Here is a 23,671-nt window from a genome sequence, read left to right on the forward strand (position 1 = left end):
TTCAAGATATTTTCGAGAGGTTCTTCAATGCGTGAAATCGTTTTCGATACGGAAACCACCGGTCTGGAGAGGCTCGAGGACCGTGTGATCGAAATCGGCGGCGTGGAACTGATCAACAAGTTTCCCACAGGCCGCACTTTCCATAAGTATATCAACCCGCAGGGGCGTCAGGTTCATGCCGAGGCGCTTGAGGTCCACGGCATCAGCAATGAACAATTGCTGGACAAGCCGACATTCGCAGAAATTCTGGACGAGTTTCTCGAGTTTTTCGACGGCGCCAAGCTGGTGGCGCATAATGCGATGTTCGATCTTGGCTTCATCAATGCGGAACTGGCAAGGCTCGGACAGGCTGAAATCCAGTCGGAACGCATCATCGATACATTGGCACTTGCCCGCCGCAAGCATCCGATGGGTCCGAATTCGCTTGATGCGCTGTGCAAGCGCTATGGCATCGAGAATGGGCACCGCACGCTTCACGGCGCTTTGCTCGATTCCGAGATTTTGGCTGAAGTCTATATCGAACTGATCGGCGGCAAGCAGACGGCGCTCGGGCTTAGCATGGGTGGCACCGAAAACGGCAATAATACCAGAGAGAGCAGTGCCGCCATCATTCTTGCAGCGCGCCCAAAGCCGCTTGCCCCGCGTATTTCCGAAGCCGAGCGTGTCGCCCACGCAGCCCTTGTGGAGAAGCTGGGCAGCAAGGCCATCTGGAAGAAGTACTGAACACGGCGCGGAAACGAAACCTGGATATGAAAAAGCCCGGTCGAAACCGGGCTTTTGCAATCATCATTCGAACGATCAGCTTTTTACAGCGGACTTGGCCTGTTCTTCGGCCATGCGCTGCTGGAACATCTGTGCGAAATCGATCGGGTCGATCATCAGCGGCGGATAGCCACCATTGCGCGTTGCGTCGGCAATGATCTGGCGCGCGAACGGGAACAGAAGACGCGGGCATTCGATGAACAGAAGCGGAAGCATGTGCTCCTGCGGGATGCCCTGAATGCGGAACACGCCGCCATAGACGAGTTCGGTGTTGAAAAGGATGTCCTTGCCGTCAACAGCTTTGGCTTCCAACGTCAGCACAACGTCGAAATCCGTTTCGGAAAGCGGATTGGCATTGACGTTGACGTTGATGTTGATGGACGGTGCCTTCTCGCGCGGGCGCAGCGACAGCGGTGCGCCCGGGCTTTCAAAGGACAGGTCCTTCACATATTGCGCCAGAATGTTGAGGGACGGCTCGGCCGTCGCGCCATTGCCGTTCTTTACTTCGCCCGCGGCCTTATCGCTCATTATCGGTATGCCTTCTATCGGTGATTAAAATTTTTGCCCCCTCAAGCGCAAACTGCCCGCAGCCTGCCCGGAAAGGTCGGAGTGTTTGGCTAGCATGTGCGCGGGCATGAGGCAAGAAAGGCTTTTTAGGTTAGTATTTGCACATTCAATGATCTTTGCGATCATCTTTCCAGGGTGAGTTTTCATTCGGCCGGGTGGTGTAATCTTCAGGGTCGAGATCAATGACATGATCCTGACGAGGATTCTGGTGCGGGCTCTGGCCGGGGCTTGGGTGCTGCCCGTAACCGTCCGAATAGCGCGCAGATGTAGCGACAACCATGCGGCCGCGCATGAATTTTTCCCACATGAAATCGCGAATGAACGGAATAAACAGCAGAATGCCGATGGTGCTGCTCACAAAACCGGGCACGATCAGCAGGATCGCCGCCAGGACCATCATGGCGCCATGCACCATTTCGCGATCAGGTACCCGTCCGGCAGCCGTTTCAGTGCGAATGCGCTGTAAAAGCCCGATCCCCTGCACGCGCAGGAGAAAGAAGCCCAGCATTGCGCTGAGAATAACAAGGCCCAAAGTCGCAAAAACACCGATCTTGCTGCCAATGATGACGAAACCGGCAATTTCGATGAAAGGCATCGCCAGCATGACGAGAGGGGCGAGAGAGGAGGACACGTAAGTTACGACCTTTGTTGTTTGGGTTTCAGCGTTTCAATCTAACCTGAATTGTAACTTTTTCAGGTTCGGAACGAAATTGAAACTGTCTGTCATGCAATATCAAATAGGTATGCATGATCGGGATTTGAATGATGACGTAAGCCGATCTATATGTATGAGATACAAACTAGGGATAGGGAAAGGCGAAATGCCTGATCCTTCAATCAGCGGCAGGCGGCATGGAATTTTTTGATTTTGGCACGATATTCTTCTTCATCGCAGCGGTGATTATCTTTCTCCAGCTGAGGAATGTTCTTGGCCGTCGTACCGGAAGTGAAAAACCGCCCTTCGATCCTTACACATCAGCCCGCAGCGCCGATGCTGCACCGGCAAGTGGTGAGACCGATAATGTCGTCTCCCTGCCGCGCCGTCCGGGCGAAAAGGATTTCACCGCCATCGACAAGGCCGCTCCGGCCGGCACGCCGATCAATGACGGTCTGCGTGCCATTTATGCTGTCGATCCGGCCTTCGATCCGGCCAGTTTCGTGGATGGCGTAAAGATCGCTTATGAAATGATCGTGATGTCCTATGCCGATGGTGATCGCAAGGTCCTGAAAAATCTGCTTTCAAAGGATGTTTTCGAAGGGTTCGTTTCGGCGATCGATGAACGCGAGACGCGTGGCGAAAGCGTGCGGTCGTCCTTTGTCGGCATCGACAAGGCGGAAATCACCGGCGCCGAGATGAAGGGGTCGGAAGCGCATGTGACGGTCAATATCGTCAGCCAGATGATTTCCTCCACCTATGACAAGGACGGCAAGCTGATCGACGGCGACCCGGAAAACGTGCTCGAGATCAAGGATCTGTGGACCTTTGCCCGCGATACACGATCGCGTGATCCAAATTGGAAGCTTGTCGCGACCGAGGCGGAAGACTAAGAGAAAGCGTATGAATCGGGCCGCTGACCCAGCTCAGCGGCCTTTTTGTTTATATATAGCTAAACGGATGCGGCGATGAACGACTTGGCGAGGATTTTGCGCCCGGTGGCTTTTTCCGATTGTCCGGGCTGGAACCGGGACGATCAGTCCGCAGCTTTCGCTGCGTTTCGCCGCTCTGCCGATTATGCCGTCCAGCAGACCTACAAGAGCGGCAGTCTCGGCATCCGTTTCGAAGCGCTGGAGCCGATCTTTGCCGTCGCCCGCACCCTCGACAATACGGGCGTGGACGACGCACGCGCTTTCTTCGAACGGCATTTCATCCCCTGCCGGATTGTTCCCGATCAGGGAACAGGTTTTGTGACCGCGTTCTACGAACCGGAGATCGAAGCCTCCCTTCAGGCCGACGGCCAGTTCAAGGTGCCCTTTCTGCGCCAGCCCGATGACCTCGTGAAAGTGACGGATGAAAATCGCCCGGTGGGCCTCGATCCGTCCTTTGCCTTTGCGCGCCGAACGGAAAACGGTCTTGCGGAATATGACGATCGCCGGACGATCGAACAGGGAAGCCTCTCCGGGCGTGGTCTGGAGATCGCTTTCGTGGCAGACCGGGTCGATGCCTTTTTCGCACATGTGCAAGGTGCCGCGCGCCTGAAATTGCGCGACGGCGGGTTGCTGCGCATTACCTATGCGGCCAAATCCGGCCATCCGTTTACAGGTATCGGACGTATTCTGGTTGCAAATCACGAAATTCCGGCTTCAGAAATTTCTATGCAGTCGATCCGTCGCTGGCTGGCCGAGCATCCGGATAAGGCAGACGACCTCATCTGGAAGAACCGCTCCTATATTTTCTTCCGGGAAGCACCGGTGGATGATCCGAATGCCGGTCCGATTGCCGCTGCAAAAGTTCCGCTCACTGCCGGGCGCTCGCTTGCCGTCGACAAATTGCTCCACACATTCGGAACGCCGATCCATGTCAGCGCTCCGACAGTCACCGTCTTTGACGGCGAACCCTTTGCACGCCTGATGATCGCACAGGACACGGGAACGGCAATCGTCGGCCCGGCTCGTGGCGATCTTTTCGCCGGATCGGGCGATATGGCAGGCGAAATAGCCGGTGGTGTGAAGGATGATGCGGACTTCTATGCGCTGGTGCCGCGCAAGCTCCTGGGGGTTTGAACGGGATGGTGCGCGAGACCGACAAGCCGGAAAAAGATTACCTGCGGCCAGAAGACCGCATCCTGTGGGAAACGGTCGCGAAAACCGCAAAGCCGTTGATAAAGCCAACGGCGAAACAGGACGAGCTTCCCGACTTCAAATCGTTGATGGCGGAAGAAGAAAAACGCCCTGCCAAGGCGAAGGTCCAGCCTGCGTTGGAGGCGAGCAAACCGAAGAAAGGCTTGTCGGCGCTCAGCGAGATGCAGATTCAGTCACTCGACAAACCGACGCATCGAAAGATCGCCAAAGGTCGTGTCGATATTGAAGCCCGCATAGACCTGCATGGTCTCACGCAGGGAGAAGCGCACGGTCTGCTCTATGGATTTCTGGTCAGCGCGCATGCACGCGGCCTGCGTCATGTCATGGTCATTACCGGCAAAGGCCGTTCATTCGGCAGCGAAGGGATTTTGCGGCAAGCCGTACCGCACTGGTTCTCCACACCGCTGTTCCGGCTTCTGGTGAGTGCCTATGAGGATGCAGCGCGTCATCATGGCGGGCATGGCGCTCTTTATGTAAGGCTTCGCCGCCAGACCCAACAGATGCCACGCCAGATATTGCCGGGAGGAAACAGGCCGCGATGACGCCATTTGGAATACGCCTGCGCCAATTGCGGGAAGAACGGGGTGTGACACAGAAGGAAATGGCGGCAGCGCTCCGGGTTTCGCCCGCCTATTTGTCGGCGCTGGAACATGGCCGACGTGGCCAGCCGACCTGGGACTTGCTTCAGCGCATCATCACCTATTTCAATATCATCTGGGATGAGGCGGAAGAGTTGCAAAACCTTGCTGCCGTGTCGCATCCGCGCGTGGTGATCGATACGTCGGGCCTGTCACCGCAGGCAACGGAACTCGCCAATCTTCTGGCGCGCAATATCCGCATCATCGACCGCGAGACGATCAGACATCTGAGCGAAGAAATCGAGGCGGCGCGCAAGCGCCGCCGCGGTATCAAGCCTGTTCAAATTGATTAGAGCGCATCCCGAAAAGTGTGAAACGGTTTTCGGAAAAGATGCGCGTAGAAACAAATAATCAGAGCGCCGATCTGATCCAATCAGATCGAAACGCGCTCTAGAAAAGCGCTTTCAGCTCATCGAGCTTCGAATTGACCAGCCAGCCATAGTAGTTTTCCTGCGGCAGCACAGGTTCCTGACCATCAGCCCTTCGCTTGGCATTTTCGTTGGCCAAAGCCCGCGCGCGTGCTTCTGCGCCGCCCGTATTGTAAAGCGTGGCCGTCAGGCCGGGATTCTTCGAAATATCGAAGTCGGCGATCTGGCGGTAGGCGTTGATCGACTGTTTCAGCGTCGCCGCGATGTAAGGCAGCGTCAGATCGGGATCCATGATCGTCTTGTAGACCACATTGCCGTCTTCAGCATTGAGCTTGGGCAGGCCGGAAACCCGGTTCACCATGTCGGACATCTGCAACGCCGTCAGTGGATTGATCTGGCCAAGACCGAATGTCTGCCCGGCATAGAAAGGCTGGAAGAAGACAGCGCTGAAACGGTTGTTGGGATAAGCATTGCCACCAACCGATTTGCCGCGGAAATTTTTGTTCCAGACATTTTCGCGGCAGGACCACAGCGAATAGCTGTCCTTTTGCTTCAGGCAATCGGCAAATTCCGGACGCTTGATGAACTGGCCGATGCTTTCGCCATTGTAGCCGAAGCTCACGCCCTGGTTCACATAGGACATGGCCTTGACGTAATAGGTCTGGAGCCGGTCGTAGACGTCGACATTGTAGGTATGCTCACCCACGATCGCGCCGACGATGTGAATGGGATCGATACCATAGGCCGCTGCCGTTGAACGGATCTTGGAACGCAGCGAAGCATCCTTCTTCAGAAGATTGTAGATCTTCTGATACTTCTTCTCGTAAGTTGTACTCAGTTCACGCGTGCGCTTGGCAGAGGCACCGGGAACCGGCGGTTGTTCAGCACTGCGATTGCCCGGAGGCACGACCGTTGCCGCATAGGCACTCTGACTGGCAAGGCTGAGAGCCAGGACAAATCCAGCAAATATGCGCCGTGATTTTGCGCCCGGTATTCTGATCCCCGGTATTCTGATCATTGTGAGGAAACGGTCCTGATATGGTGAATATTCGGTAAAAGTTGCGGGGAAAGTAAAAAACCCCCCGATGCAAGTCGAGGGGTTTTTGCAGTATTTGCGAAAGTGAACTCGGGCCGTGGCTTTCTGGTCACTTTTAGAGGATGAAACGCGACAGATCGGTATTCTTTGCAAGGGTGCCGATTTTTTCCCGCACATAGTCCGCATCGATGACAAACTTGGCTCCGGTCTTGTCAGGCGCGGTGTACGAAATTTCATCGAGAACGCGTTCCATCACCGTCTGCAAGCGCCGGGCACCGATATTTTCGACCGACGCATTCAGATCGACAGCGATATCGGCCAGGGCGTCGATGGCGTCATCGGTGATTTCAAGGGTCACCTCTTCCGTTTCCATCAGGGCGATATACTGCTTGATCAGGCTTGCTTCGGTCTCCGTCAGAATGCGGCGGAAGTCTTCACGTGTCAGTGCGCTGAGTTCGACACGGATCGGCAGGCGGCCCTGCAGTTCCGGCAGAAGATCGGACGGCTTGGATACGTGGAAGGCGCCCGATGCGATGAAAAGCACGTGGTCGGTCTTCACCGGCCCGTATTTGGTGGCAACCGTCGTGCCTTCGACCAGTGGCAACAGATCGCGCTGCACGCCTTCGCGTGACACGCCGGCACCCATGCCGCCTTCCCGCGATGCAATCTTGTCGATCTCATCGATGAACACGATGCCTTCGTCTTCGGTAACGCGGAGCGCTTCCTGAACGATCTGGTCCTGATCCAGCAACTTATCGGATTCATCGTTGATCAGGATCGGATAGGAATCCTTGACCGTGGTCTTGCGCGTCTTGGTCCGCCCGCCCATGGCCTTGCCCAGCATGTCGGACAGGTTCATGACACCGATATTGGCACCCGGCATGCCTGGAATCTCGAAACTCGGGCCGGAACCGGTGTCGGCGACCTCGATTTCGATTTCCTTGTCGTCCATTTCACCGTTGCGCAGCTTCTTGCGGAAGCTGTCGCGGGTGGCGGGGCTTGCGGTCTTGCCGACCAGCGCATCCAGCACGCGTTCTTCCGCATTGAGATGCGCCTTGGCCTTCACATCGTCGCGGCGCTTCTCACGGACCAGCGTGATAGCTGCCTCGACGAGATCGCGGACGATCTGTTCGACGTCGCGGCCGACATAGCCGACTTCGGTAAATTTGGTCGCTTCCACCTTGACGAAAGGCGCACCGGCCAGTTTTGCGAGGCGGCGGGAAATTTCCGTCTTGCCGACGCCGGTCGGTCCGATCATCAGAATGTTCTTCGGCATGACCTCTTCGCGCATCTGACCTTCGAGCTGCTGGCGGCGCCAGCGATTGCGCAAAGCGATGGCGACTGCGCGCTTGGCGTCGTTCTGGCCGATGATGAAGCGGTCGAGTTCCGATACGATTTCACGGGGAGAGAAATTACTCATAATTATAACCCACTTTGCCACTGCTTGATGAACTCGAACGGATGCAGCAGCATGATCACGTTGAGCGTAAGGTTGTCGCGAATAACGATCAGCGCCAGAACTTCCATGAACAGCGCGATGGCGACGGTTATCTTTGCTGGCAGTTTGGCGGCGATCAGAAAGCCAAGTGCGGCAGCGAGCGTATCGGAAACCGAATTCACGATGCTGTCGCCGAAATAGTCCACCGAGGACGTATTGGCGCGATAGCGTTCGATGATGAAATTCGAATTCTCGACCAGTTCCCATACCGCTTCGATGCCGACCGCCGCTGCAAGCCTCAGACCGAGCGGGGCTTTGGGTGCGATGACCGTGAACAGCCAGTAGAACAGAAAGCCATGGATGATATGCGACAGCGTATACCAGTCGGATATATGCTGGGAGTTCTCCGATTTCAGCGAACCCGACCATAATTTTATGGTCCCGCATTCGCACATGGCAATCCGCCCGTCGAGATAGAGCCAGAAGGCTTGTACCGCGACTATGGCGAGAACGATCAGGGCGCCCATGCCCCAGCGTTGCGCACTCGGTTTAGAGGCCTGCGCCAGCGAGCTCATTCTGCGTCCAGGCTTTCCACGATGATGTTGTGGTTGGTGTAGATGCAGATATCGGCGGCGATATCCATCGCCTTGCGGGCGATTTCCTCGGCCGATCTGTCCGTATCGACCAGCGCGCGGGCGGCGGCCAGCGCATAATTGCCGCCCGAACCGATGGCCATCACGCCATGTTCGGGTTCAAGTACGTCGCCGGTGCCGGTCAGCGCCAGCGTCACCTTGCTGTCAGCGACCAGCATCATGGCTTCCAGCTTGCGCAGATAGCGGTCGGTGCGCCAGTCCTTGGCAAGTTCGACCGAAGCCCGCATGAGCTGGTCTGGATATTGTTCGAGCTTCGCTTCGAGGCGTTCCAGAAGGGTGAAGGCGTCGGCGGTGGCTCCGGCAAAACCGGCAATCACATTGCCCTTGCCGATGCGGCGAACCTTTCGCGCATTGCCCTTCATGACGGTGTTGCCGAGCGAAACCTGTCCGTCGCCGGCAATGACGACCTTGCCGTCCTTGCGCACGGTAACGATGGTCGTGCCGTAAATTGTCGTGGGATGATGTTCGATCATGGATGCTCCTTTGGCGGCACATGCAATCCCGGAAGGCAATTGCAGATGCCCCTTCATCTGATGGGGAAACAGGTTCGGCCAGCCATCGGCGGATGAATCGTGCTTCGCTGAGAATATTTAAGAACGTACGGACGAATTGCAAATGCCGATTTGCAGCTTGCCAAACCGGCAAAAGGAATTGGCAAAGGGAGCAAGCTGTTCTAGAACGCCTCCAAGCTATTGAATGAGGAAAGCTTATGACTGCAGAAAGCACCCGCAAGGCAAGCATCGAGCGCTCGACCAAGGAAACGAGCATTGCCGTTTCCGTCGATCTGGACGGTGTTGGCAAGTTCGACATCACCACCGGTGTCGGCTTCTTCGATCACATGCTGGAGCAGCTTTCCCGACATTCGCTCATCGATATGCGTGTGATGGCCAAGGGCGACCTGCATATCGACGATCACCACACGGTTGAGGATACGGGCATCGCGCTTGGACAGGCCATTGCCAAGGCGCTTGGCGAGCGCCGCGGCATCGTGCGCTATGCCTCGATGGATCTTGCCATGGACGATACGCTGACCGGCGCTGCCGTCGATGTATCGGGGCGCGCCTTTCTGGTCTGGAACGTGAAATTCACGACGTCCAAGATCGGCACGTTCGATACCGAGCTGGTGCGCGAATTCTTCCAGGCGTTCGCAATGAATGCGGGTATCACGCTTCATATCAACAATCATTATGGTGCCAACAATCACCATATTGCAGAGTCGATCTTCAAGGCCGTGGCCAGGGTTCTGCGCACGGCGCTTGAAACCGATCCACGCCAGAAGGATGCGATCCCCTCCACAAAGGGTTCGTTAAAGGGATAGGTCCCGAGCGAAAGGACAGGTCATGGCGCAATATGTCGTGCTGGAACCGAACGACAGTAAAGATGCTGAAAAGGCTGTGTTCGTGCGCGACGGATTCCATGTGCTGGCGCTGGTCCTTCCCTTCGTCTGGCTTCTGACCCAGCGTCTGTGGTTTGAAGCTTTTGCCGTTCTGGGCATCACAACCCTGCTCGGATTTGCAGGGGCGTACTTCGGCATAGCTGATGCGGTTTCGCTGCTGACCTTGCTCGTATCGCTGTTTGTGGCGCTGGAAGGCGTCAACTGGAAAATCGCCAAGCTCAGGCGGCAAGGCTTTGTTGAAAAAGCGGTCATCGATGCATCCGATCAGGAAGAAGCAGAAATCCGCTATTTCTACGGCCTCCAAGATGCGGCTCAGCCAGCAACGTCTCTCGCGGATAAGCCAGCGCCCGAATGGGCACAGCAGGCCCCTCGTCCCACCTATTCCTCATTTGGCTCGACGATTGGATTCGTCGGTCATCGCGGAGAAAACTGAAAATGCGTGTTGCAATCATCGATTATGGCTCCGGCAATCTGCGCTCAGCCACCAAGGCTTTTGAGCGCGCTGCACATGAGAGCGATATCGCCGCAGAAATCGAACTGACGGCGGATGCCGACCGCGTGGCGACGGCTGACCGTATCGTGCTTCCGGGTGTTGGCGCTTACGCCGATTGCCGTCGCGGCCTCCATGCCGTTCCGGGTATGGTGGAAGCGCTGGAAGATGTGGTTCTGAAAAAAGCGCATCCCTTCCTTGGCATCTGCGTGGGCATGCAGCTCATGTCCGAGCGCGGCCTTGAAAAGGAAGTCACTGAAGGCCTTGGATGGATCGCAGGCGATGTGCGTGAGATGACGCCGTCCGACCCGATGCTCAAGATTCCGCAGATCGGCTGGAACAGGATTCACGTGAAACATTCTCACCCGGTCTTCGACGGTATCGAGACCGGCGAGAACGGATTGCACGCCTATTTCGTGCATTCCTATATGTTCGATGCGAAGAACAAGGCGGAAGTGCTGGCCGTGACCGATTATGGCGGCGATGTCACCGCAACTGTCGGTCGCGACAATATGGTGGGAACCCAGTTCCACCCTGAAAAGAGCCAGCTTCTCGGCCTTTCGCTCATTGCCAATTTCCTGAAATGGAAGCCTTGAAGATATGATCCTTTTCCCCGCCATCGATTTGAAAGACGGTCAATGCGTGCGCCTGAAGCTTGGCGACATGGATCAGGCTACCGTCTATAATGAAGACCCGGCAGCACAGGCCAGGGCCTTCGAGGATCAGGGCTTTGAATGGCTGCATGTGGTCGATCTCAACGGCGCCTTTGCGGGCGAAAGCGTCAATGGCAAGGCTGTGGAAGCGATCCTGAAAGCCACCCAAAATCCGGTGCAGCTCGGCGGCGGTATCCGCACGCTCCAGCATATCGAGAGCTGGCTTTCCAAGGGGCTGCGCCGCGTCATTCTCGGCACGGTCGCCGTGCGCGATCCCGCACTGGTGATCGAAGCCTGCAAGGCGTTTCCGGGTCAGGTTGCCGTCGGTATCGATGCCAAGGGCGGCTATGTCGCCGTTGAAGGCTGGGCGGAAGCTTCTGAACTCGGCGTGGTGGAACTGGCGAAAAAGTTTGAAGGCGTAGGCGTTGCCGCCATCATCTATACTGACATCGACCGCGATGGCGTTCTGGCTGGCATCAACTGGGATTCGACGCTCGGTCTCGCAGACAGCGTTTCCATCCCGGTGATCGCATCGGGCGGCCTCGCTTCGATGGATGACATTAAACGTCTTGCCGCACCTGATGCCCGCAAGCTGGAAGGCGCGATTTCCGGTCGCGCGCTTTATGATGGCCGCATTGATCCGGCAGAAGCACTAGCGGTTCTGAGGGCTTCAGCATGACACTCAAAGCACGTGTAATTCCTTGCCTCGATGTCAAAGACGGGCGCGTCGTCAAAGGCGTGAACTTTGTCGATCTGATCGATGCCGGTGATCCGGTGGAAGCTGCCCGCGCTTATGATGCGGCGGGCGCAGACGAATTGTGCTTCCTCGACATCACGGCGTCTTCGGACAATCGCGAGACAATTTTCGATGTGGTCGCGCGGACGGCAGAACAGTGCTTCATGCCGCTGACCGTTGGCGGCGGTGTGCGTCAGGTGGCTGACATTCGCAAGCTGCTTCTGGCCGGTGCCGACAAGGTTTCGATCAATACGGCTGCGGTGAAGAACCCGGAATTTGTTGCCGAAGCTGCCGACAAGTTCGGCAATCAGTGCATCGTCGTTGCCATCGACGCGAAGAAGGTTTCAGGCGTTGGTGAAGCCGATCGCTGGGAAATTTTTACGCATGGCGGCCGCCAGACGACCGGCATCGATGCGGTGGAATTCGCGCAGAAGGTAGTGAGCCTCGGCGCCGGTGAAATCCTGCTGACCTCGATGGATCGCGACGGCACCAAGGCCGGTTACGACGTGGCATTGACGCGTGCCGTTGCCGACAGTGTGCGCGTTCCGGTGATTGCTTCGGGCGGTGTCGGCAATCTCGATCACATGGTGGCAGGCATTCGCGACGGCCATGCGACGGCAGTTCTCGCGGCATCCATCTTCCACTTCGGCACTTATACAATTGGCGAAGCCAAGCGCTATATGGCCGAAGCTGGCATCCCGATGCGGCTCGACCCAGTCCGTTGAGTATAAAATCTGAAGGAAATCCGATGACTGAGTTCACCCTTTCCGACCTTGAACGCATCGTCGCGGAGCGTGCAAATTCGACGGATGGATCGTCCTATACTGCAAGCCTCGTTGCCAAGGGACAGACACGAGCCGCCAAAAAGCTCGGTGAAGAAGCCGTGGAAACGGTCATTGCTGCCGTTGAAGGCAACCGTGCAGACGTGGTCACCGAAAGCGCTGATCTGCTTTATCATCTGCTGGTGGTCCTCAAGATTGCAGATGTGCCGCTCGATGAGGTTCTGCAGGAATTGCAGCATCGCACGGCGCAGACTGGTCTGGCGGAAAAGGCCAGCCGTCCAAAAGCATGATTCCGAAAAGCGGGAACCGGTTTCTGGATAAGATCATGCTCAGACAACGACCTGAGGGGCAGACATTCATGTGGGAAAAAGTCGATCAGCTCACCCCGTCGCGCTATTCGCCATACCGCTTCTTCACTGCTGAGGAATGGGCTGGCTTTCGCGCCGACACGCCGCTCACCTTGACCTATGACGAGGTCAAGCGGCTGCGCTCGCTGGGCGATCCCATCGATCTCGACGAAGTACGGCGCATCTATCTCTCGCTGTCTCGCCTGCTCTATGCGCATGTGGAGGCGAGCCAGCTTCTGTTTGAGCAGCGCAAGCAGTTCCTCAACATGGAGGAATCGTTCAAGACGCCTTTCATCATCGGCATTGCCGGTTCGGTTGCCGTTGGAAAGTCCACGACTGCGCGTATCCTGAAAGAGCTTCTCGCACGCTGGCCGTCGAGCCCGAAGGTCGATCTGGTGACAACGGATGGTTTTCTCTACCCCAATGCTGTCCTGCGCGAGCAGAACATGATGGAGCGCAAGGGGTTTCCTGAAAGCTATGATGTCGGCGCGGTCTTACGCTTTCTGTCGGCGATCAAGGCTGGCATGAGCCAGGTGCGTGCGCCGCTCTATTCGCATCTGAGCTACGATGTACTGCCCGGTGAATACCAGATCGTTGACAAACCGGATATTCTGATTTTCGAAGGCATCAATGTGCTGCAGGTGCGCGATCTGCCGGAAGACGGCAAGATGGTGCCCTTCGTTTCCGACTTCTTCGACTTCTCGATCTATATCGATGCGGAAACGAAGCTGATCCACAAATGGTATATCGACCGGTTCATGCGATTGCGGGAAACCGCCTTCGTCAATCCGGAATCCTTCTTCCATCGCTATTCGCAGCTTTCGGAAGATGCGGCGCGTTCGATTGGCGAAGGGCTTTGGAACAATATCAACCTGAAGAACCTCAAGGATAATATTTTGCCGACGCGTCCGCGCGCCGATCTGATCCTGCGCAAGGGCAGCGATCATCTGATCGAGGAAGTGGCGCTCAGAAAAATATAAATGCGGAAGATATAGTAACGACAATGCCGCAAACGTTGCGCATGTATCAAGTAGATGCCTTCACCGACCGCCTGTTTGGTGGCAATCCGGCCGCCGTTCTCATTCTCGACGCGTGGCTGTCCGACCATCTGATGCAAGCAATCGCCGGCGAGAACAATCTGGCGGAAACGGCATTTGCCTGCCGCGATGGGGATGGCTGGCGTCTGCGCTGGTTCACCCCAACGACGGAAGTCGATTTCTGCGGCCATGCCACGCTGGCGACGGCGCATGTCCTTGCCGCACATTATGATGTTGAAGGGGATATGGATTTTGAAACCCGCGTCGGCCCGATCCGGGTTTCCCGCTCAAGCAGCGGTTATGTCCTCGACATTCCGTGTTTTCCGCCGCAGCCATTGGCGGAACTGCCGACCTCCATCGCTCCGCTTTTTGACAGATCGGACAAGGGCCGGTTCTTCTGCAATTTTGAAAACATCTTCGTTGAGCTTGCAGACGAGGCGTCCGTACGCGTTTTCGTCCCTGACCTGCCACAGATCGCGAAACTGGGACCCGTCGGTCTGGTTGTTACGGCAAAGGGCGTGTCGCATGATTTTGTCTCGCGCTATTTCGTACCGGGCGCGGGCATTCCCGAAGATCCCGTCACCGGGTCGATTCATGCTACGCTCGTACCCTATTGGAGCCGGAAACTGGGAAGGAACCGGCTGCATGCACAGCAGGTGTCGGCACGTGGCGGACATCTTCTTTGCGAACTAAAGGACGACCGCGTCCTGCTTGCGGGCAAGGCCGTCACCTTCATGGCGGCGGAAATCTATCTGCCGGATGTTGATGGCGGAGTGTTTCCGCCCCGTGGTTCCCTTTAATCGTAAGAAACCTTGCCGCGGCCCTTCTTGATGTCGGATCGTCCGGACTTGGCCTTGAGACGGCGTTCGACGGAGCCTTTCGTAGGCTTTGTCTTCCTGCGAGGCGGCGGTGGTGGTTCGGCAGCCTTGGCGATCAGCGCGATCAGCCGTTCGCGCGCGTCCTCGCGGTTGCGCTCCTGGGTGCGGAAACGATTGGCCTCGATCAGAATATCGCCGTCCTTGGTGCCTTTCTGTCCAGCGAGCTTGAACAGCCGGTTGAGAATATCTTCCGGCAGGCCAGCGCTCACGGCATGAAAGCGTAGCTGTACGGCAGTGGAAACCTTGTTGACGTTCTGACCACCCGGCCCGGAGGCACGGATAAAGCTCTCCTCCAGATCGTCTTCATGGATCGTCAGGCGATTGGTGATGCGGATGATGTTCCGGTTCTCTTCCATGCCGGAAGGCATACACTGATTTGGCAGAAGACGAAATTCCGGTGACAAAGGTCAAAAAGAAAACCTGGCCCAAAAGAAAACCCGGCACAGGGGCCGGGCTCTCTCCTCCTCAGTATTGCGTAAAAGCAAATTATTCCGCAGCGATACGGATCGCCGGAGCCGCGTCCTTGACCTCGTGATCGACATGGCTTTCGAACTTCTCGAAGTTCGTGACGAACATATCGACCAGCTTCTTGGCCTGTGCGTCATAGGCAGCCTTGTCGGCCCAGGTCGAGCGCGGATCGAGAATGGACGTATCCACGCCCGGTACTTCGACCGGTACCGCGAAGCCGAAATTCGGATCGATGCGGAATTCGGCTTCGTTCAGCGAGCCGTCGAGTGCGGCTGCGAGCAGAGCGCGGGTTGCCTTGATCGGCATACGCTTGCCAACGCCGTAAGCGCCGCCGGTCCAGCCGGTATTGACTAGCCAGCAATCGACTTTGTGCTCGGCGATCAGCTTGCGCAGAAGATTGCCGTATTCCGAAGGGTGGCGCGGCATGAACGGCGCGCCGAAGCAGGTCGAGAAGGTGGCTTCCGGTTCCGTTACGCCCTTTTCGGTACCGGCGACCTTGGCCGTGTAGCCGGACAGGAAGTGGTACATGGCCTGTGCAGGTGTCAGCTTGGCAATCGGAGGCATCACGCCGAAGGCATCGGCGGTGAGCATGATGATGTTCTTCGGCTGACCGCCCTTGCCCGTCTTCGAAGCGTTGGGAATGAAGTCGAGCGGATAGGCGCAACGGGTGTTTTCGGTCAGTGAGCCGTCGTCGAAATCCGGCTGGCGGTGTTCGTCGAGAACGACATTTTCCAGAACCGTGCCGAAACGCTGCGTGGTCGCATAGATTTCCGGTTCCGCTTCGGCGGACAGACGGATGGTCTTGGCATAGCAGCCGCCTTCAAAGTTGAAGATGCCGTGTTCGCCCCAACCGTGTTCGTCATCGCCGATCAACGTGCGGGTCGGGTCGGCGGACAGCGTGGTCTTGCCGGTGCCGGACAGGCCGAAGAAGACGGCGGTGTCGCCGTTCGGGCCTTCATTGGCCGAGCAATGCATCGGCATCACGCCCTTGGCAGGCAGGAGGTAATTGAGCGCCGTGAAGACAGACTTCTTCATTTCACCGGCATAGGAGGTGCCGCCGATCAGCACGATCTTGCGGGTCAGGTCGACCGCAATCACCGTTTCGGTGCGCACGCCATAGCGTTCCGGATCGGCCTTGAAGGACGGCAGGTCGATGATCGTCATTTCCGGCACGTAGGAAGCAAGCGCTTCCTGCTCCGGACGGATCAAAAGATTGCGGATGAACAGCGAATGCCATGCATATTCCGTGATGATGCGGGCATTGATCTTGTTGTCGGTATCGGCGCCGCCGATCAGATCCTGAACAAAAAGCTCCTTGCCCTTCGCGTGTTCGATGAAATCGGCATAGAGAAGCTCGAAGGCTTCCGGCGTCATCGGCTTATTGTTGTCCCACCAGACGTGATCTTCGGTGTTTGCATCGCGCACGACGAATTTGTCTTTCGGCGAGCGGCCCGTATGCTGGCCGGTGCGTGCGACAAGCGCACCTTGCGCCGACAGTTCGGCTTCGCCCCGGCGGACGGTTTCCTCATAAAGGCGCGCTGGCCCGAGGTTGTAAAAGACTGCGGAGAGTTCCTTCAGTCCTGAAGTGGCAATGGAAGCGGCCGTGTTGTGAATGCCGGTCTCTCTCATGATGTCTCCGCCATATGGTTTGACAATTAATCGGTCTCTTTTCACGCCCACCAGATGGATCGCGAAACAGGGGATGGCAGTCAGAAACAGATTAATCGTGGCAATTCAAATATTTAATCGATTTAAAATTTTTGAATTTTTTTTAAATCGTTTAATCTATGTGTTATGCGCTGTGAGATTCGGGGAAAGACGGTAGGGGCGGCACTAAGCCCGGTATTAACCAAAGCGCGATTCGGTGCGCGCGGTTTCACGGCTTCTTCCAGCCTTGCCACATTTTGTACCTAATTTGTACTGCACAAGCAGGCACATTATAATAGTATCGATGTGTAATCAGGCGCTCGATTGACAGCCTGCCTGCCTTTTGGCGGCTGAGCGACGTCACCAGCCGGAGATTCCGGTTGGCTTAGTTGAAGGAGAAAGGTTCGCATGAAGGAAGCCTCGGCAACGCAGACAATTGCGCTGGTCGACGACGACCGCAACATCCTGACCTCCGTGTCCATTGCGCTGGAATCGGAAGGCTATCGGGTCGAAACCTACACCGATGGCGCGTCCGCGCTGGATGGTCTGATGGCGCGCCCGCCCAATCTTGCGATCTTCGATATCAAGATGCCGCGCATGGACGGTATGGAACTTCTGCGCCGTCTGCGCCAGAAATCCGACCTCCCCGTCATCTTCCTCACCTCCAAGGACGACGAAATCGACGAGCTTTTCGGCCTCAAGATGGGCGCGGACGATTTCATCACCAAGCCGTTCTCGCAGCGTCTTCTGGTCGAACGCGTCAAAGCGGTTCTTCGCCGGGTTGCTGCACGCGATGGCACGGCAAAGCCGACCGGACAGCAGGCAAAATCACTTGAGCGCGGCCAGCTTGTCATGGATCAGGAGCGCCACACCTGCACCTGGAAGGGCGAACCGGTCACGCTGACCGTCACCGAATTCCTGATCCTTCATTCGCTGGCACAGCGTCCGGGCGTCGTGAAAAGCCGTGACGCCCTGATGGATGCGGCCTATGATGAGCAGGTCTATGTGGATGACCGTACCATCGATAGCCATATCAAGCGCCTGCGCAAGAAGTTCAAGGCGGTTGACGACGATTTCGAAATGATCGAAACGCTCTATGGCGTCGGCTATCGCTTCCGCGAGGCCTGATCGGTAAAATTTACAATGCCGGGTGCGATATCCCGGCATTGGTCCAATGTGAGTAAACAGAAGCGAGATGGTCGCAGAAACCCGGAACGATGGCCTTGTCGGCCAGAAATCGGATTTGCGCGAACGCAGGGCCCGGCGGCAGCGCTCGGTGTTCTGGCGTCGCTTCTTCGCGCCCCTGCGCAAGTTTCTCGGCCAGTATCTGTTCTCGAGCCTGACGCGCCGTATCCTGTTTCTCAATCTGGCGGCGCTGGCGGTTCTTGTTTCCGGCATTCTTTACATGAATCAGTTCCGTGAGGGGCTGATCGACGCGAAGATCGAAAGCCTGCTCACCCAGGGCAAGATTATCGCGGGCGCCATCTCGGCTTCGGCGACCATCGACACCAATTCACTGATGATCGATCCGGAAAAGCTTCTGGAGCTGCAGGCAGGGCAAAGTCTGACGCCCTCACCGGATTCGCCCGACAATTGGGAGTTTCCGATCAATCCGGAAAAGGTTTCTCCGCTGCTGCGCCGGTTGATTTCGCCGACGAGTACGCGGGCGCGCATCTATGATCGCTACGCCAATATGCTGCTCGATTCACGCGCACTCTATTCGCCAAGCTTTCCTTCGGCCGGGCCTGTGCTTCGCTACGACCTGCCCCCCATCGAGGAAGAGACCCCAACGCTCTGGGAGCGGGCGGGAACATGGATCTCGCGCCTGTTCTACGGTGGAGGGCTGCCGGTCTATCAGGAACAGCCGGGCGGCAACGGCCTCGCCTATCCGGAAATCGTCAAGGCGCTGGCCGGTTCACCGCAAACGGCGCAGCGGCGCAATGAAAAGGGCGAACTGGTTGTCTCGGTGGCCGTCCCGATCCAGCGTTCCCGCGCAATATTGGGTGTGCTTCTGCTATCGACCGAAGGCGATGACATCGACAAGATCGTGCAAGCCGAACGCATGGCGGTCTTCCGCGTGTTCGGCGTCGTGTCGCTGGTCATGGTCATCCTGTCGCTTTTCCTCGCATCGACGATTGCAAGTCCGTTGCGCAAGCTTTCCGCCGCCGCAGACCGTGTTCGCCATGGTGTGAAAAGCCGTGTGGAAATCCCCGACTTTTCCGAACGTCAGGATGAAGTCGGCCACCTTTCCACGTCGATCCGCGAGATGACCGATTCGCTCTATACCCGCATCGAGGCCATCGAGAGCTTTGCCGCCGATGTCAGTCACGAGTTGAAAAACCCCCTCACCTCGCTGCGCAGTGCGGTCGAAACGCTGCCGCTCGCCAAGAGCGAAGAATCGCGCAAACGTCTTCTCGACGTCATTCAGCATGACGTTCGTCGTCTTGACCGCCTCATCACCGATATTTCCGACGCTTCGCGCCTTGATGCAGAACTTGCGCGCGAATATATCGATCGCGTTGACATGAAGACGCTTCTGACCAGTCTCGTGATGGCAGCGCGTGAAGTGCGCCGCAATAAGGTCGGGACGGAAATCGTCTTCAATACCGGCAAACTGCCTGCTGGAAAGAAGGGTTTCTTTGTCGCCGGTCACGATCTGCGTCTTGGTCAGGTGGTGAGCAATCTGATTGAAAATGCACGTTCTTTTGTGCCCGATGATACCGGGCGCATCGTCGTGACGCTGAGTGGTGAAGGCAGCCGGTTGCGTGTGCTTGTCGAGGACAACGGTCCGGGCATTCCGATCGAGAATATCGAACGTATCTTCGAACGCTTCTATACGGATCGTCCGGCTTCGGAGGCTTTCGGTCAGAATTCCGGCCTCGGCCTTTCGATCAGCCGCCAGATCATCGAGGCTCACGGTGGCACGCTGACTGCCGAAAACATCGTCGATCCGGTAAGGCCCAATCAGTTCAAGGGCGCACGGTTCATCGTCGACCTACCTGCAAGCGCATGACACCTGAAGAGGAAAAAAGCGGACTTCACGCAACGACGCTTCAGGTTCGCGGTCGCGGTGTCATGATCATGGGGCGTTCGGGCGCGGGCAAGACCGAACTTGCGTTGACACTTGTGGAAAGGGCCCTTCTTCGCGGCGAAGCTGCTTCGCTGGTCGCGGACGACCGCACATTGCTTCATGTGAAAAGCGGCACGCTGATCGCCAGTGTTCCGGCAGTTCTTGCAGGCGGCGTGGAGATTCGCGGCGCCGGGCTTTTCAAGGTGGCTTTTGCTGCGGCGACGCCACTCTATCTCGTCGTCCGGCTTGTGGATCGTGATGAGGCTGAACGCTATCCGAGCGGCGAAACATGGGATTTCGAGGGTGTTTCACTCCCCCGGCTTCTTTTGCCGGCTTTGTCTTCGAATGGCGATTCCAACGCGCTTTCGCGGGCGATTGAGGCCACTTTGTTCTATGATAGATGGTCCTCGAACGAAGGCTGAAACGAGCTTCGTTACGAATCGATTAACTTCTCGCAGCACTGCGGCATTTTGCTTTTTTCATGGCAGCGTGGGAATTTTTCACTTGCTATCAAGATTTGCGCTGCCAAGATGCACAACTCGCCGGTGCTTTTTCGGCGTGGTTTCAGTGCCATCTGACACTCTGGCGGGGTGATGCGGCGGGCACGCGACGGGAGCTTTTATAGTATGATCGGACTCGTGCTTGTCACGCACGGAAGATTGGCCGAAGAGTTTTTGCATGCTGTTGAGCATGTAGTCGGGCCGCAAGACAATTTCGAGACCGTTTGCATCGGTGCCGAAGACGATATGGAACAGCGTCGGCGGGATATCGTTGATGCGGTGGAGCGCGCCGATAATGGCAGCGGGGTCATCATTCTGACCGATATGTTCGGCGGTACGCCGTCCAATCTCGCCATCTCCGTCATGAAGGAAGGCAAGGTCGAAGTCATCGCAGGTGTCAATCTGCCGATGCTTATCAAGCTGTCTAGCGTCCGCATCGGGGGCGACATCAAGACAGCCCTGCGTGAGGCGCAGGATGCGGGGCGCAAATATATCAATGTTGCGAGCCAGGTCCTGACAGGAAAGTAATTCATGTACTCCAGCGTGCCCGTCACCGGTGAATACGAACCCGAAACCGCAGTTTCCCGATCCTTCGAGATCGTCAACAAGCGCGGACTTCACGCCCGCGCTTCGGCGAAGTTCGTGCAACTGGTTGATGGTTACAATGCGCATGTCCGTGTCAGCAAGGACGGCATGACTGTTGGCGGCACGTCGATCATGGGCCTGATGATGCTCGCTGCATCGCCGGGTTGCTGCATCGACGTCAGCGCTTCGGGTGAACAGGCGGGCGCGGTACTTGATGCACTCCAGACGCTCATCGCAGACAAATTCGGCGAAGAATGCTGAACAATAAGACCACCGTGGCTGATCTCAACGATCCGGTGGCCGTTTTCGATGCGGGCATCGGCAGTTACGCTCTGGTTGAGCTGATCAGGCACAGCCAGCCGCAACGCGACATCATCTATTTTGCTGATCGGGCCAATTTCCCCTACGGCGCCAAAAGTCGTGACCAGTTGCTTTCCATCATGCGCCGCACGATCCATTGTCTGACGAGCCTGGGTGCTCAAACGGTCGTGCTTGCTTCCAATGCGCCCTCCGTCATGGTCCTCGACACGTTGAAGGACGATTTCGCGATACCGGTTTATGGCGTGGCGCCGCCGGTTCGCGCTGCACTTACGGCAAGCCGCAGCCAAAAGATCGCCGTTATGGGCGTACGCTCGATGATCGAGAGCGAAGAGCTTACACGTTTTATTCGGAGCCAGACGGATCGTCCGGAAGACGTGGCTCTCATCAATGCGTCGGCAATGGTGGAACTGGTTGAAAACGGAGCTTTTCTTCTGCAACCGCTTGAGACTGCGCAAAAGGTCGCTGCATTTTGTGATGATATTGCTGAGCGCCACCCTCTCACAGACGCGCTGACACTTTCCAGCACCCACCTGCCGTGGCTCAGATCATTTTTTGAAGCAGCACGTCCAGAATGGCAGTTTTTCGACCCGGCAGACGACGTGATCGCTGCGCTTCCGCAACCGAAGGGCGGCGTCGGTCGCACGGTTGCCCTTGTGACGGAAAGTGAAACCTATTCTGTGGCCGAATTCCGCCGTATGCTCGAAATATTGCAGATCGATCTTCCTTTGACAGTCGTCAATCCCATATCTGGCCCATATCCCGCGAACCTGCCTGATATGCACGTATAAAGATTTCTTTATATTGCGTTGTGCTTCTGGCTGCGATCTGCTAGTCAAGGCGGCAGCCGGAGCGCTTTTCCCGCATGGAAAGCCGCTCCACATTGGAATGCAATTCCGGTCGCTGATTACATCTTTGGCGAGCCGGAACACCCCTGAACTGCCTTTGATTGGAGCACGCGATGACCGCAAGCCAAGATTTTGTCGTCAAGGATCTTAGCCTGGCCGATTGGGGCCGCAAGGAACTCGATATCGCAGAAACCGAAATGCCTGGCCTGATGGCTGCCCGCGAGGAATTCGGCAAATCGCAGCCGCTGAAGGGCGCGCGCATTTCCGGATCGCTGCATATGACGATCCAGACTGCCGTTCTGATCGAAACGCTGCAGGCGCTCGGCGCACAAGTCCGCTGGGCCTCCTGCAACATTTTCTCGACGCAGGATCATGCCGCCGCCGCGATTGCCGCAACCGGCACGCCGGTTTTCGCCATCAAGGGCGAAACGCTTGAAGAATACTGGACCTATACCGACAAGATCTTCCAGTGGCCGGACGGCGAACCGTCCAACATGATCCTTGACGATGGTGGTGACGCCACCATGTATATCCTCATCGGTGCACGCGCCGAAGCGGGCGAGGACGTTCTGTCGAACCCCGGTTCGGAAGAAGAGGAAGTCCTGTTCGCACAAATCAAGAAGCGCATGGCCGCAACGCCGGGCTTCTTCACGCGCCAGCGCGACGCCATCAAGGGCGTGACGGAAGAAACCACCACGGGCGTCAACCGTCTTTACCAGTTGCAGAAGAAGGGACTCCTGCCCTTCCCCGCCATCAACGTCAATGACAGCGTCACCAAGTCGAAGTTCGACAACAAATATGGCTGCAAGGAATCGCTCGTCGACGGTATTCGTCGCGGCACCGACGTCATGATGGCAGGCAAGGTTGCCGTCGTGTGCGGTTACGGCGATGTCGGCAAAGGCTCTGCCCAGTCGCTCGCCGGTGCAGGCGCCCGCGTGAAGGTGACAGAAGTCGATCCGATCTGCGCGCTTCAGGCTGCAATGGACGGTTTCGAGGTCGTGACCCTCGACGATGCCGCTTCCACCGCCGATATCATCGTGACCACGACCGGCAACAAGGACGTGATCACCATCGACCATATGCGCAAATTCAAGGATATGGCGATCGTCGGCAATATCGGTCACTTCGACAATGAAATTCAGGTGGCAGCACTTCGCAACCTGAAGTGGACCAATGTGAAGCCGCAGGTCGATCTGATCGAGTTCCCGGACGGCAAGCGCATCATCCTGCTTTCTGAAGGTCGCCTGCTCAATCTGGGCAACGCGACGGGCCATCCGAGCTTCGTCATGTCGGCTTCGTTCACCAACCAGGTTTTGGGGCAGATCGAGCTGTTTACCCGTACCGACGCCTACAAGAATGAAGTCTATGTGCTGCCGAAACATCTCGACGAGAAGGTCGCGCGCCTGCATCTCGACAAGCTCGGCGCCAAGCTGACTGTGCTTTCCGAGGAACAGGCTGCCTATATCGGCGTCACTCCACAGGGGCCGTTCAAGTCGGAACACTACAGGTATTAACCATACATTAAGCATTGCACTACATGTTGAGACCGGGCGGTTGACAAACTGCCCGGTCTTTCTTTTTGCGTGCAAGATGCTTCACGTGGATTCGCTGGAAGGGTATTGTGTAGGCGAATCAAGGTGTTTGAGCGGGTATTT

General features: G+C 56.8%; 28 protein-coding genes. 20 read left to right on the forward strand and 8 right to left on the reverse strand.

Annotation, left to right across the window (positions count from 1 at the left end; translation table 11 throughout):
* Window positions 1–27 precede the first annotated feature (27 nt).
* A complete protein-coding gene (dnaQ, locus tag FIB18_RS09770) occupies window positions 28–723 on the forward strand; it encodes a DNA polymerase III subunit epsilon (protein ID WP_140020529.1) in 696 nt (231 codons plus the stop codon).
* Window positions 724–798: 75 nt separating this feature from the next.
* On the opposite strand, the gene secB is transcribed toward dnaQ, so the two are convergent.
* A complete protein-coding gene (gene secB / locus FIB18_RS09775; protein ID WP_140020530.1) occupies window positions 799–1,290 on the reverse strand; it encodes a protein-export chaperone SecB in 492 nt (163 codons plus the stop codon).
* Between the two features lie 145 nt (window positions 1,291–1,435).
* Window positions 1,436–1,960 carry an FxsA family protein gene (locus tag FIB18_RS09780; RefSeq protein WP_140020531.1) on the reverse strand — a complete coding sequence of 175 codons (525 nt, stop codon included), beginning with the start codon at window positions 1,958–1,960 and terminating at the stop codon, window positions 1,436–1,438.
* Window positions 1,961–2,181: 221 nt separating this feature from the next.
* Here FIB18_RS09780 and FIB18_RS09785 point away from each other — a divergent pair, with 221 nt between their 5' ends.
* From FIB18_RS09785 to FIB18_RS09800, 4 genes are all read left to right on the forward strand, one after another.
* On the forward strand, window positions 2,182–2,877 hold the full coding sequence (locus FIB18_RS09785) for a Tim44/TimA family putative adaptor protein (RefSeq protein ID WP_140020532.1): 696 nt from the start codon (window positions 2,182–2,184) through the stop codon (window positions 2,875–2,877).
* Between the two features lie 75 nt (window positions 2,878–2,952).
* Complete coding sequence (gene mltA, locus FIB18_RS09790) at window positions 2,953–4,050, forward strand: murein transglycosylase A (RefSeq protein WP_140020533.1); 1,098 nt, start codon at window positions 2,953–2,955, stop codon at window positions 4,048–4,050.
* A 5-nt stretch (window positions 4,051–4,055) separates the two neighbouring features.
* Window positions 4,056–4,670 carry a Smr/MutS family protein gene (locus FIB18_RS09795; RefSeq protein WP_140020534.1) on the forward strand — a complete coding sequence of 205 codons (615 nt, stop codon included), beginning with the start codon at window positions 4,056–4,058 and terminating at the stop codon, window positions 4,668–4,670.
* Window positions 4,667–5,059 carry a helix-turn-helix domain-containing protein gene (locus tag FIB18_RS09800; protein ID WP_140020535.1) on the forward strand — a complete coding sequence of 131 codons (393 nt, stop codon included), beginning with the start codon at window positions 4,667–4,669 and terminating at the stop codon, window positions 5,057–5,059. The genes FIB18_RS09795 and FIB18_RS09800 overlap by 4 nt, the downstream gene beginning before the upstream one ends.
* A 97-nt stretch (window positions 5,060–5,156) precedes the next feature.
* Here the strand turns inward: FIB18_RS09800 and FIB18_RS09805 are convergent, their stop codons facing one another.
* The 4 genes from FIB18_RS09805 to hslV form a co-directional block, all read right to left on the reverse strand.
* A complete protein-coding gene (locus FIB18_RS09805; RefSeq protein WP_140020536.1) occupies window positions 5,157–6,152 on the reverse strand; it encodes a DUF1402 family protein in 996 nt (331 codons plus the stop codon).
* A 133-nt stretch (window positions 6,153–6,285) separates the two neighbouring features.
* Window positions 6,286–7,590, reverse strand: a complete 1,305-nt coding sequence (gene hslU / locus FIB18_RS09810; protein ID WP_140020537.1) for an ATP-dependent protease ATPase subunit HslU — start codon at window positions 7,588–7,590, stop codon at window positions 6,286–6,288.
* Between the two features lie 2 nt (window positions 7,591–7,592).
* The gene (locus tag FIB18_RS09815) at window positions 7,593–8,183 is read right to left on the reverse strand and encodes a DUF2585 domain-containing protein (protein ID WP_140020538.1); all 591 of its coding nucleotides are present in this window, start codon (window positions 8,181–8,183) and stop codon (window positions 7,593–7,595) included.
* Complete coding sequence (gene hslV / locus FIB18_RS09820) at window positions 8,180–8,734, reverse strand: ATP-dependent protease subunit HslV (RefSeq protein WP_140020539.1); 555 nt, start codon at window positions 8,732–8,734, stop codon at window positions 8,180–8,182. Before hslV ends, FIB18_RS09815 begins: the two co-directional genes overlap by 4 nt.
* Before the next feature lie 236 nt (window positions 8,735–8,970).
* Between hslV and hisB the strand changes: the two genes are divergently transcribed.
* From hisB to FIB18_RS09860, 8 genes are all read left to right on the forward strand, one after another.
* Window positions 8,971–9,579, forward strand: a complete 609-nt coding sequence (hisB, locus tag FIB18_RS09825) for an imidazoleglycerol-phosphate dehydratase HisB (RefSeq protein ID WP_140020540.1) — start codon at window positions 8,971–8,973, stop codon at window positions 9,577–9,579.
* 22 nt (window positions 9,580–9,601) lie between these two features.
* Window positions 9,602–10,090: a DUF2628 domain-containing protein gene (locus FIB18_RS09830; protein ID WP_140020541.1), complete on the forward strand. Its 489-nt coding sequence runs from the start codon at window positions 9,602–9,604 to the stop codon at window positions 10,088–10,090.
* A gap of 2 nt (window positions 10,091–10,092) precedes the next feature.
* Window positions 10,093–10,743 (forward strand): imidazole glycerol phosphate synthase subunit HisH, encoded by a 651-nt coding sequence (hisH, locus tag FIB18_RS09835; protein ID WP_140020542.1) that lies wholly within the window; start codon window positions 10,093–10,095, stop codon window positions 10,741–10,743.
* Between the two features lie 4 nt (window positions 10,744–10,747).
* On the forward strand, window positions 10,748–11,479 hold the full coding sequence (hisA, locus tag FIB18_RS09840; RefSeq protein WP_140020543.1) for a 1-(5-phosphoribosyl)-5-[(5-phosphoribosylamino)methylideneamino]imidazole-4-carboxamide isomerase: 732 nt from the start codon (window positions 10,748–10,750) through the stop codon (window positions 11,477–11,479).
* Window positions 11,476–12,261, forward strand: a complete 786-nt coding sequence (gene hisF, locus FIB18_RS09845; RefSeq protein ID WP_140020544.1) for an imidazole glycerol phosphate synthase subunit HisF — start codon at window positions 11,476–11,478, stop codon at window positions 12,259–12,261. The genes hisA and hisF overlap by 4 nt, the downstream gene beginning before the upstream one ends.
* A gap of 23 nt (window positions 12,262–12,284) precedes the next feature.
* Window positions 12,285–12,608 carry a phosphoribosyl-ATP diphosphatase gene (locus FIB18_RS09850; protein WP_140020545.1) on the forward strand — a complete coding sequence of 108 codons (324 nt, stop codon included), beginning with the start codon at window positions 12,285–12,287 and terminating at the stop codon, window positions 12,606–12,608.
* A gap of 68 nt (window positions 12,609–12,676) precedes the next feature.
* Window positions 12,677–13,645 carry a type I pantothenate kinase gene (gene coaA, locus FIB18_RS09855; RefSeq protein WP_140020763.1) on the forward strand — a complete coding sequence of 323 codons (969 nt, stop codon included), beginning with the start codon at window positions 12,677–12,679 and terminating at the stop codon, window positions 13,643–13,645.
* A gap of 41 nt (window positions 13,646–13,686) precedes the next feature.
* Window positions 13,687–14,502, forward strand: coding sequence for a PhzF family phenazine biosynthesis protein (locus tag FIB18_RS09860; RefSeq protein WP_235894866.1), 816 nt, complete (start codon window positions 13,687–13,689; stop codon window positions 14,500–14,502).
* Here FIB18_RS09860 and arfB read toward each other — a convergent pair.
* Entirely contained in the window at window positions 14,499–14,948 is a 450-nt protein-coding gene (gene arfB, locus FIB18_RS09865; RefSeq protein WP_174977409.1) for an alternative ribosome rescue aminoacyl-tRNA hydrolase ArfB, read from the reverse strand. The two genes, FIB18_RS09860 and arfB, sit on opposite strands and share 4 nt — an antisense overlap.
* Before the next feature lie 118 nt (window positions 14,949–15,066).
* Complete coding sequence (locus FIB18_RS09870; RefSeq protein WP_140020548.1) at window positions 15,067–16,677, reverse strand: phosphoenolpyruvate carboxykinase; 1,611 nt, start codon at window positions 16,675–16,677, stop codon at window positions 15,067–15,069.
* A 426-nt stretch (window positions 16,678–17,103) separates the two neighbouring features.
* Here FIB18_RS09870 and FIB18_RS09875 point away from each other — a divergent pair, with 426 nt between their 5' ends.
* From FIB18_RS09875 to ahcY, 7 genes are all read left to right on the forward strand, one after another.
* Window positions 17,104–17,823, forward strand: coding sequence for a response regulator transcription factor (locus tag FIB18_RS09875; RefSeq protein WP_006468074.1), 720 nt, complete (start codon window positions 17,104–17,106; stop codon window positions 17,821–17,823).
* A 67-nt stretch (window positions 17,824–17,890) separates the two neighbouring features.
* Window positions 17,891–19,708 carry a stimulus-sensing domain-containing protein gene (locus FIB18_RS09880; protein ID WP_140020549.1) on the forward strand — a complete coding sequence of 606 codons (1,818 nt, stop codon included), beginning with the start codon at window positions 17,891–17,893 and terminating at the stop codon, window positions 19,706–19,708.
* Complete coding sequence (locus tag FIB18_RS09885; protein WP_140020550.1) at window positions 19,705–20,187, forward strand: HPr kinase/phosphorylase; 483 nt, start codon at window positions 19,705–19,707, stop codon at window positions 20,185–20,187. The genes FIB18_RS09880 and FIB18_RS09885 overlap by 4 nt, the downstream gene beginning before the upstream one ends.
* 204 nt (window positions 20,188–20,391) lie before the next feature.
* The gene (locus tag FIB18_RS09890) at window positions 20,392–20,793 is read left to right on the forward strand and encodes a PTS sugar transporter subunit IIA (protein WP_006472522.1); all 402 of its coding nucleotides are present in this window, start codon (window positions 20,392–20,394) and stop codon (window positions 20,791–20,793) included.
* A gap of 3 nt (window positions 20,794–20,796) precedes the next feature.
* Window positions 20,797–21,111 carry an HPr family phosphocarrier protein gene (locus tag FIB18_RS09895; RefSeq protein WP_140020551.1) on the forward strand — a complete coding sequence of 105 codons (315 nt, stop codon included), beginning with the start codon at window positions 20,797–20,799 and terminating at the stop codon, window positions 21,109–21,111.
* A complete protein-coding gene (locus FIB18_RS09900) occupies window positions 21,105–21,959 on the forward strand; it encodes a glutamate racemase (RefSeq protein WP_140020552.1) in 855 nt (284 codons plus the stop codon). The genes FIB18_RS09895 and FIB18_RS09900 overlap by 7 nt, the downstream gene beginning before the upstream one ends.
* 170 nt (window positions 21,960–22,129) lie before the next feature.
* Entirely contained in the window at window positions 22,130–23,530 is a 1,401-nt protein-coding gene (gene ahcY / locus FIB18_RS09905; RefSeq protein WP_140020553.1) for an adenosylhomocysteinase, read from the forward strand.
* Window positions 23,531–23,671 lie beyond the last annotated feature (141 nt).

It is taken from the genome of Brucella pecoris (genome assembly GCF_006376675.1).
GTDB lineage: Bacteria > Pseudomonadota > Alphaproteobacteria > Rhizobiales > Rhizobiaceae > Brucella > Brucella pecoris.

Bases quoted from the DNA above. Each gene is read 5' to 3' on its own strand.
- dnaQ (WP_140020529.1), top strand. From the start codon at position 28: ATGCGTGAAATCGTTTTCGATACGGAAACCACCGGTCTGGAGAGGCTC.
- secB (WP_140020530.1), bottom strand. From the start codon at position 1,290: ATGAGCGATAAGGCCGCGGGCGAAGTAAAGAACGGCAATGGCGCGACG.
- FIB18_RS09785 (WP_140020532.1), top strand. From the start codon at position 2,182: ATGGAATTTTTTGATTTTGGCACGATATTCTTCTTCATCGCAGCGGTG.
- mltA (WP_140020533.1), top strand. From the start codon at position 2,953: ATGAACGACTTGGCGAGGATTTTGCGCCCGGTGGCTTTTTCCGATTGT.
- FIB18_RS09795 (WP_140020534.1), top strand. From the start codon at position 4,056: ATGGTGCGCGAGACCGACAAGCCGGAAAAAGATTACCTGCGGCCAGAA.
- FIB18_RS09800 (WP_140020535.1), top strand. From the start codon at position 4,667: ATGACGCCATTTGGAATACGCCTGCGCCAATTGCGGGAAGAACGGGGT.
- FIB18_RS09805 (WP_140020536.1), bottom strand. From the start codon at position 6,152: ATGATCAGAATACCGGGGATCAGAATACCGGGCGCAAAATCACGGCGC.
- hslU (WP_140020537.1), bottom strand. From the start codon at position 7,590: ATGAGTAATTTCTCTCCCCGTGAAATCGTATCGGAACTCGACCGCTTC.
- FIB18_RS09815 (WP_140020538.1), bottom strand. From the start codon at position 8,183: ATGAGCTCGCTGGCGCAGGCCTCTAAACCGAGTGCGCAACGCTGGGGC.
- hslV (WP_140020539.1), bottom strand. From the start codon at position 8,734: ATGATCGAACATCATCCCACGACAATTTACGGCACGACCATCGTTACC.
- hisB (WP_140020540.1), top strand. From the start codon at position 8,971: ATGACTGCAGAAAGCACCCGCAAGGCAAGCATCGAGCGCTCGACCAAG.
- FIB18_RS09830 (WP_140020541.1), top strand. From the start codon at position 9,602: ATGGCGCAATATGTCGTGCTGGAACCGAACGACAGTAAAGATGCTGAA.
- hisH (WP_140020542.1), top strand. From the start codon at position 10,093: ATGCGTGTTGCAATCATCGATTATGGCTCCGGCAATCTGCGCTCAGCC.
- hisA (WP_140020543.1), top strand. From the start codon at position 10,748: ATGATCCTTTTCCCCGCCATCGATTTGAAAGACGGTCAATGCGTGCGC.
- hisF (WP_140020544.1), top strand. From the start codon at position 11,476: ATGACACTCAAAGCACGTGTAATTCCTTGCCTCGATGTCAAAGACGGG.
- FIB18_RS09850 (WP_140020545.1), top strand. From the start codon at position 12,285: ATGACTGAGTTCACCCTTTCCGACCTTGAACGCATCGTCGCGGAGCGT.
- coaA (WP_140020763.1), top strand. From the start codon at position 12,677: ATGTGGGAAAAAGTCGATCAGCTCACCCCGTCGCGCTATTCGCCATAC.
- FIB18_RS09860 (WP_235894866.1), top strand. From the start codon at position 13,687: ATGTATCAAGTAGATGCCTTCACCGACCGCCTGTTTGGTGGCAATCCG.
- arfB (WP_174977409.1), bottom strand. From the start codon at position 14,948: ATGCCTTCCGGCATGGAAGAGAACCGGAACATCATCCGCATCACCAAT.
- FIB18_RS09870 (WP_140020548.1), bottom strand. From the start codon at position 16,677: ATGAGAGAGACCGGCATTCACAACACGGCCGCTTCCATTGCCACTTCA.
- FIB18_RS09875 (WP_006468074.1), top strand. From the start codon at position 17,104: ATGAAGGAAGCCTCGGCAACGCAGACAATTGCGCTGGTCGACGACGAC.
- FIB18_RS09880 (WP_140020549.1), top strand. From the start codon at position 17,891: ATGGTCGCAGAAACCCGGAACGATGGCCTTGTCGGCCAGAAATCGGAT.
- FIB18_RS09885 (WP_140020550.1), top strand. From the start codon at position 19,705: ATGACACCTGAAGAGGAAAAAAGCGGACTTCACGCAACGACGCTTCAG.
- FIB18_RS09890 (WP_006472522.1), top strand. From the start codon at position 20,392: ATGATCGGACTCGTGCTTGTCACGCACGGAAGATTGGCCGAAGAGTTT.
- FIB18_RS09895 (WP_140020551.1), top strand. From the start codon at position 20,797: ATGTACTCCAGCGTGCCCGTCACCGGTGAATACGAACCCGAAACCGCA.
- FIB18_RS09900 (WP_140020552.1), top strand. From the start codon at position 21,105: ATGCTGAACAATAAGACCACCGTGGCTGATCTCAACGATCCGGTGGCC.
- ahcY (WP_140020553.1), top strand. From the start codon at position 22,130: ATGACCGCAAGCCAAGATTTTGTCGTCAAGGATCTTAGCCTGGCCGAT.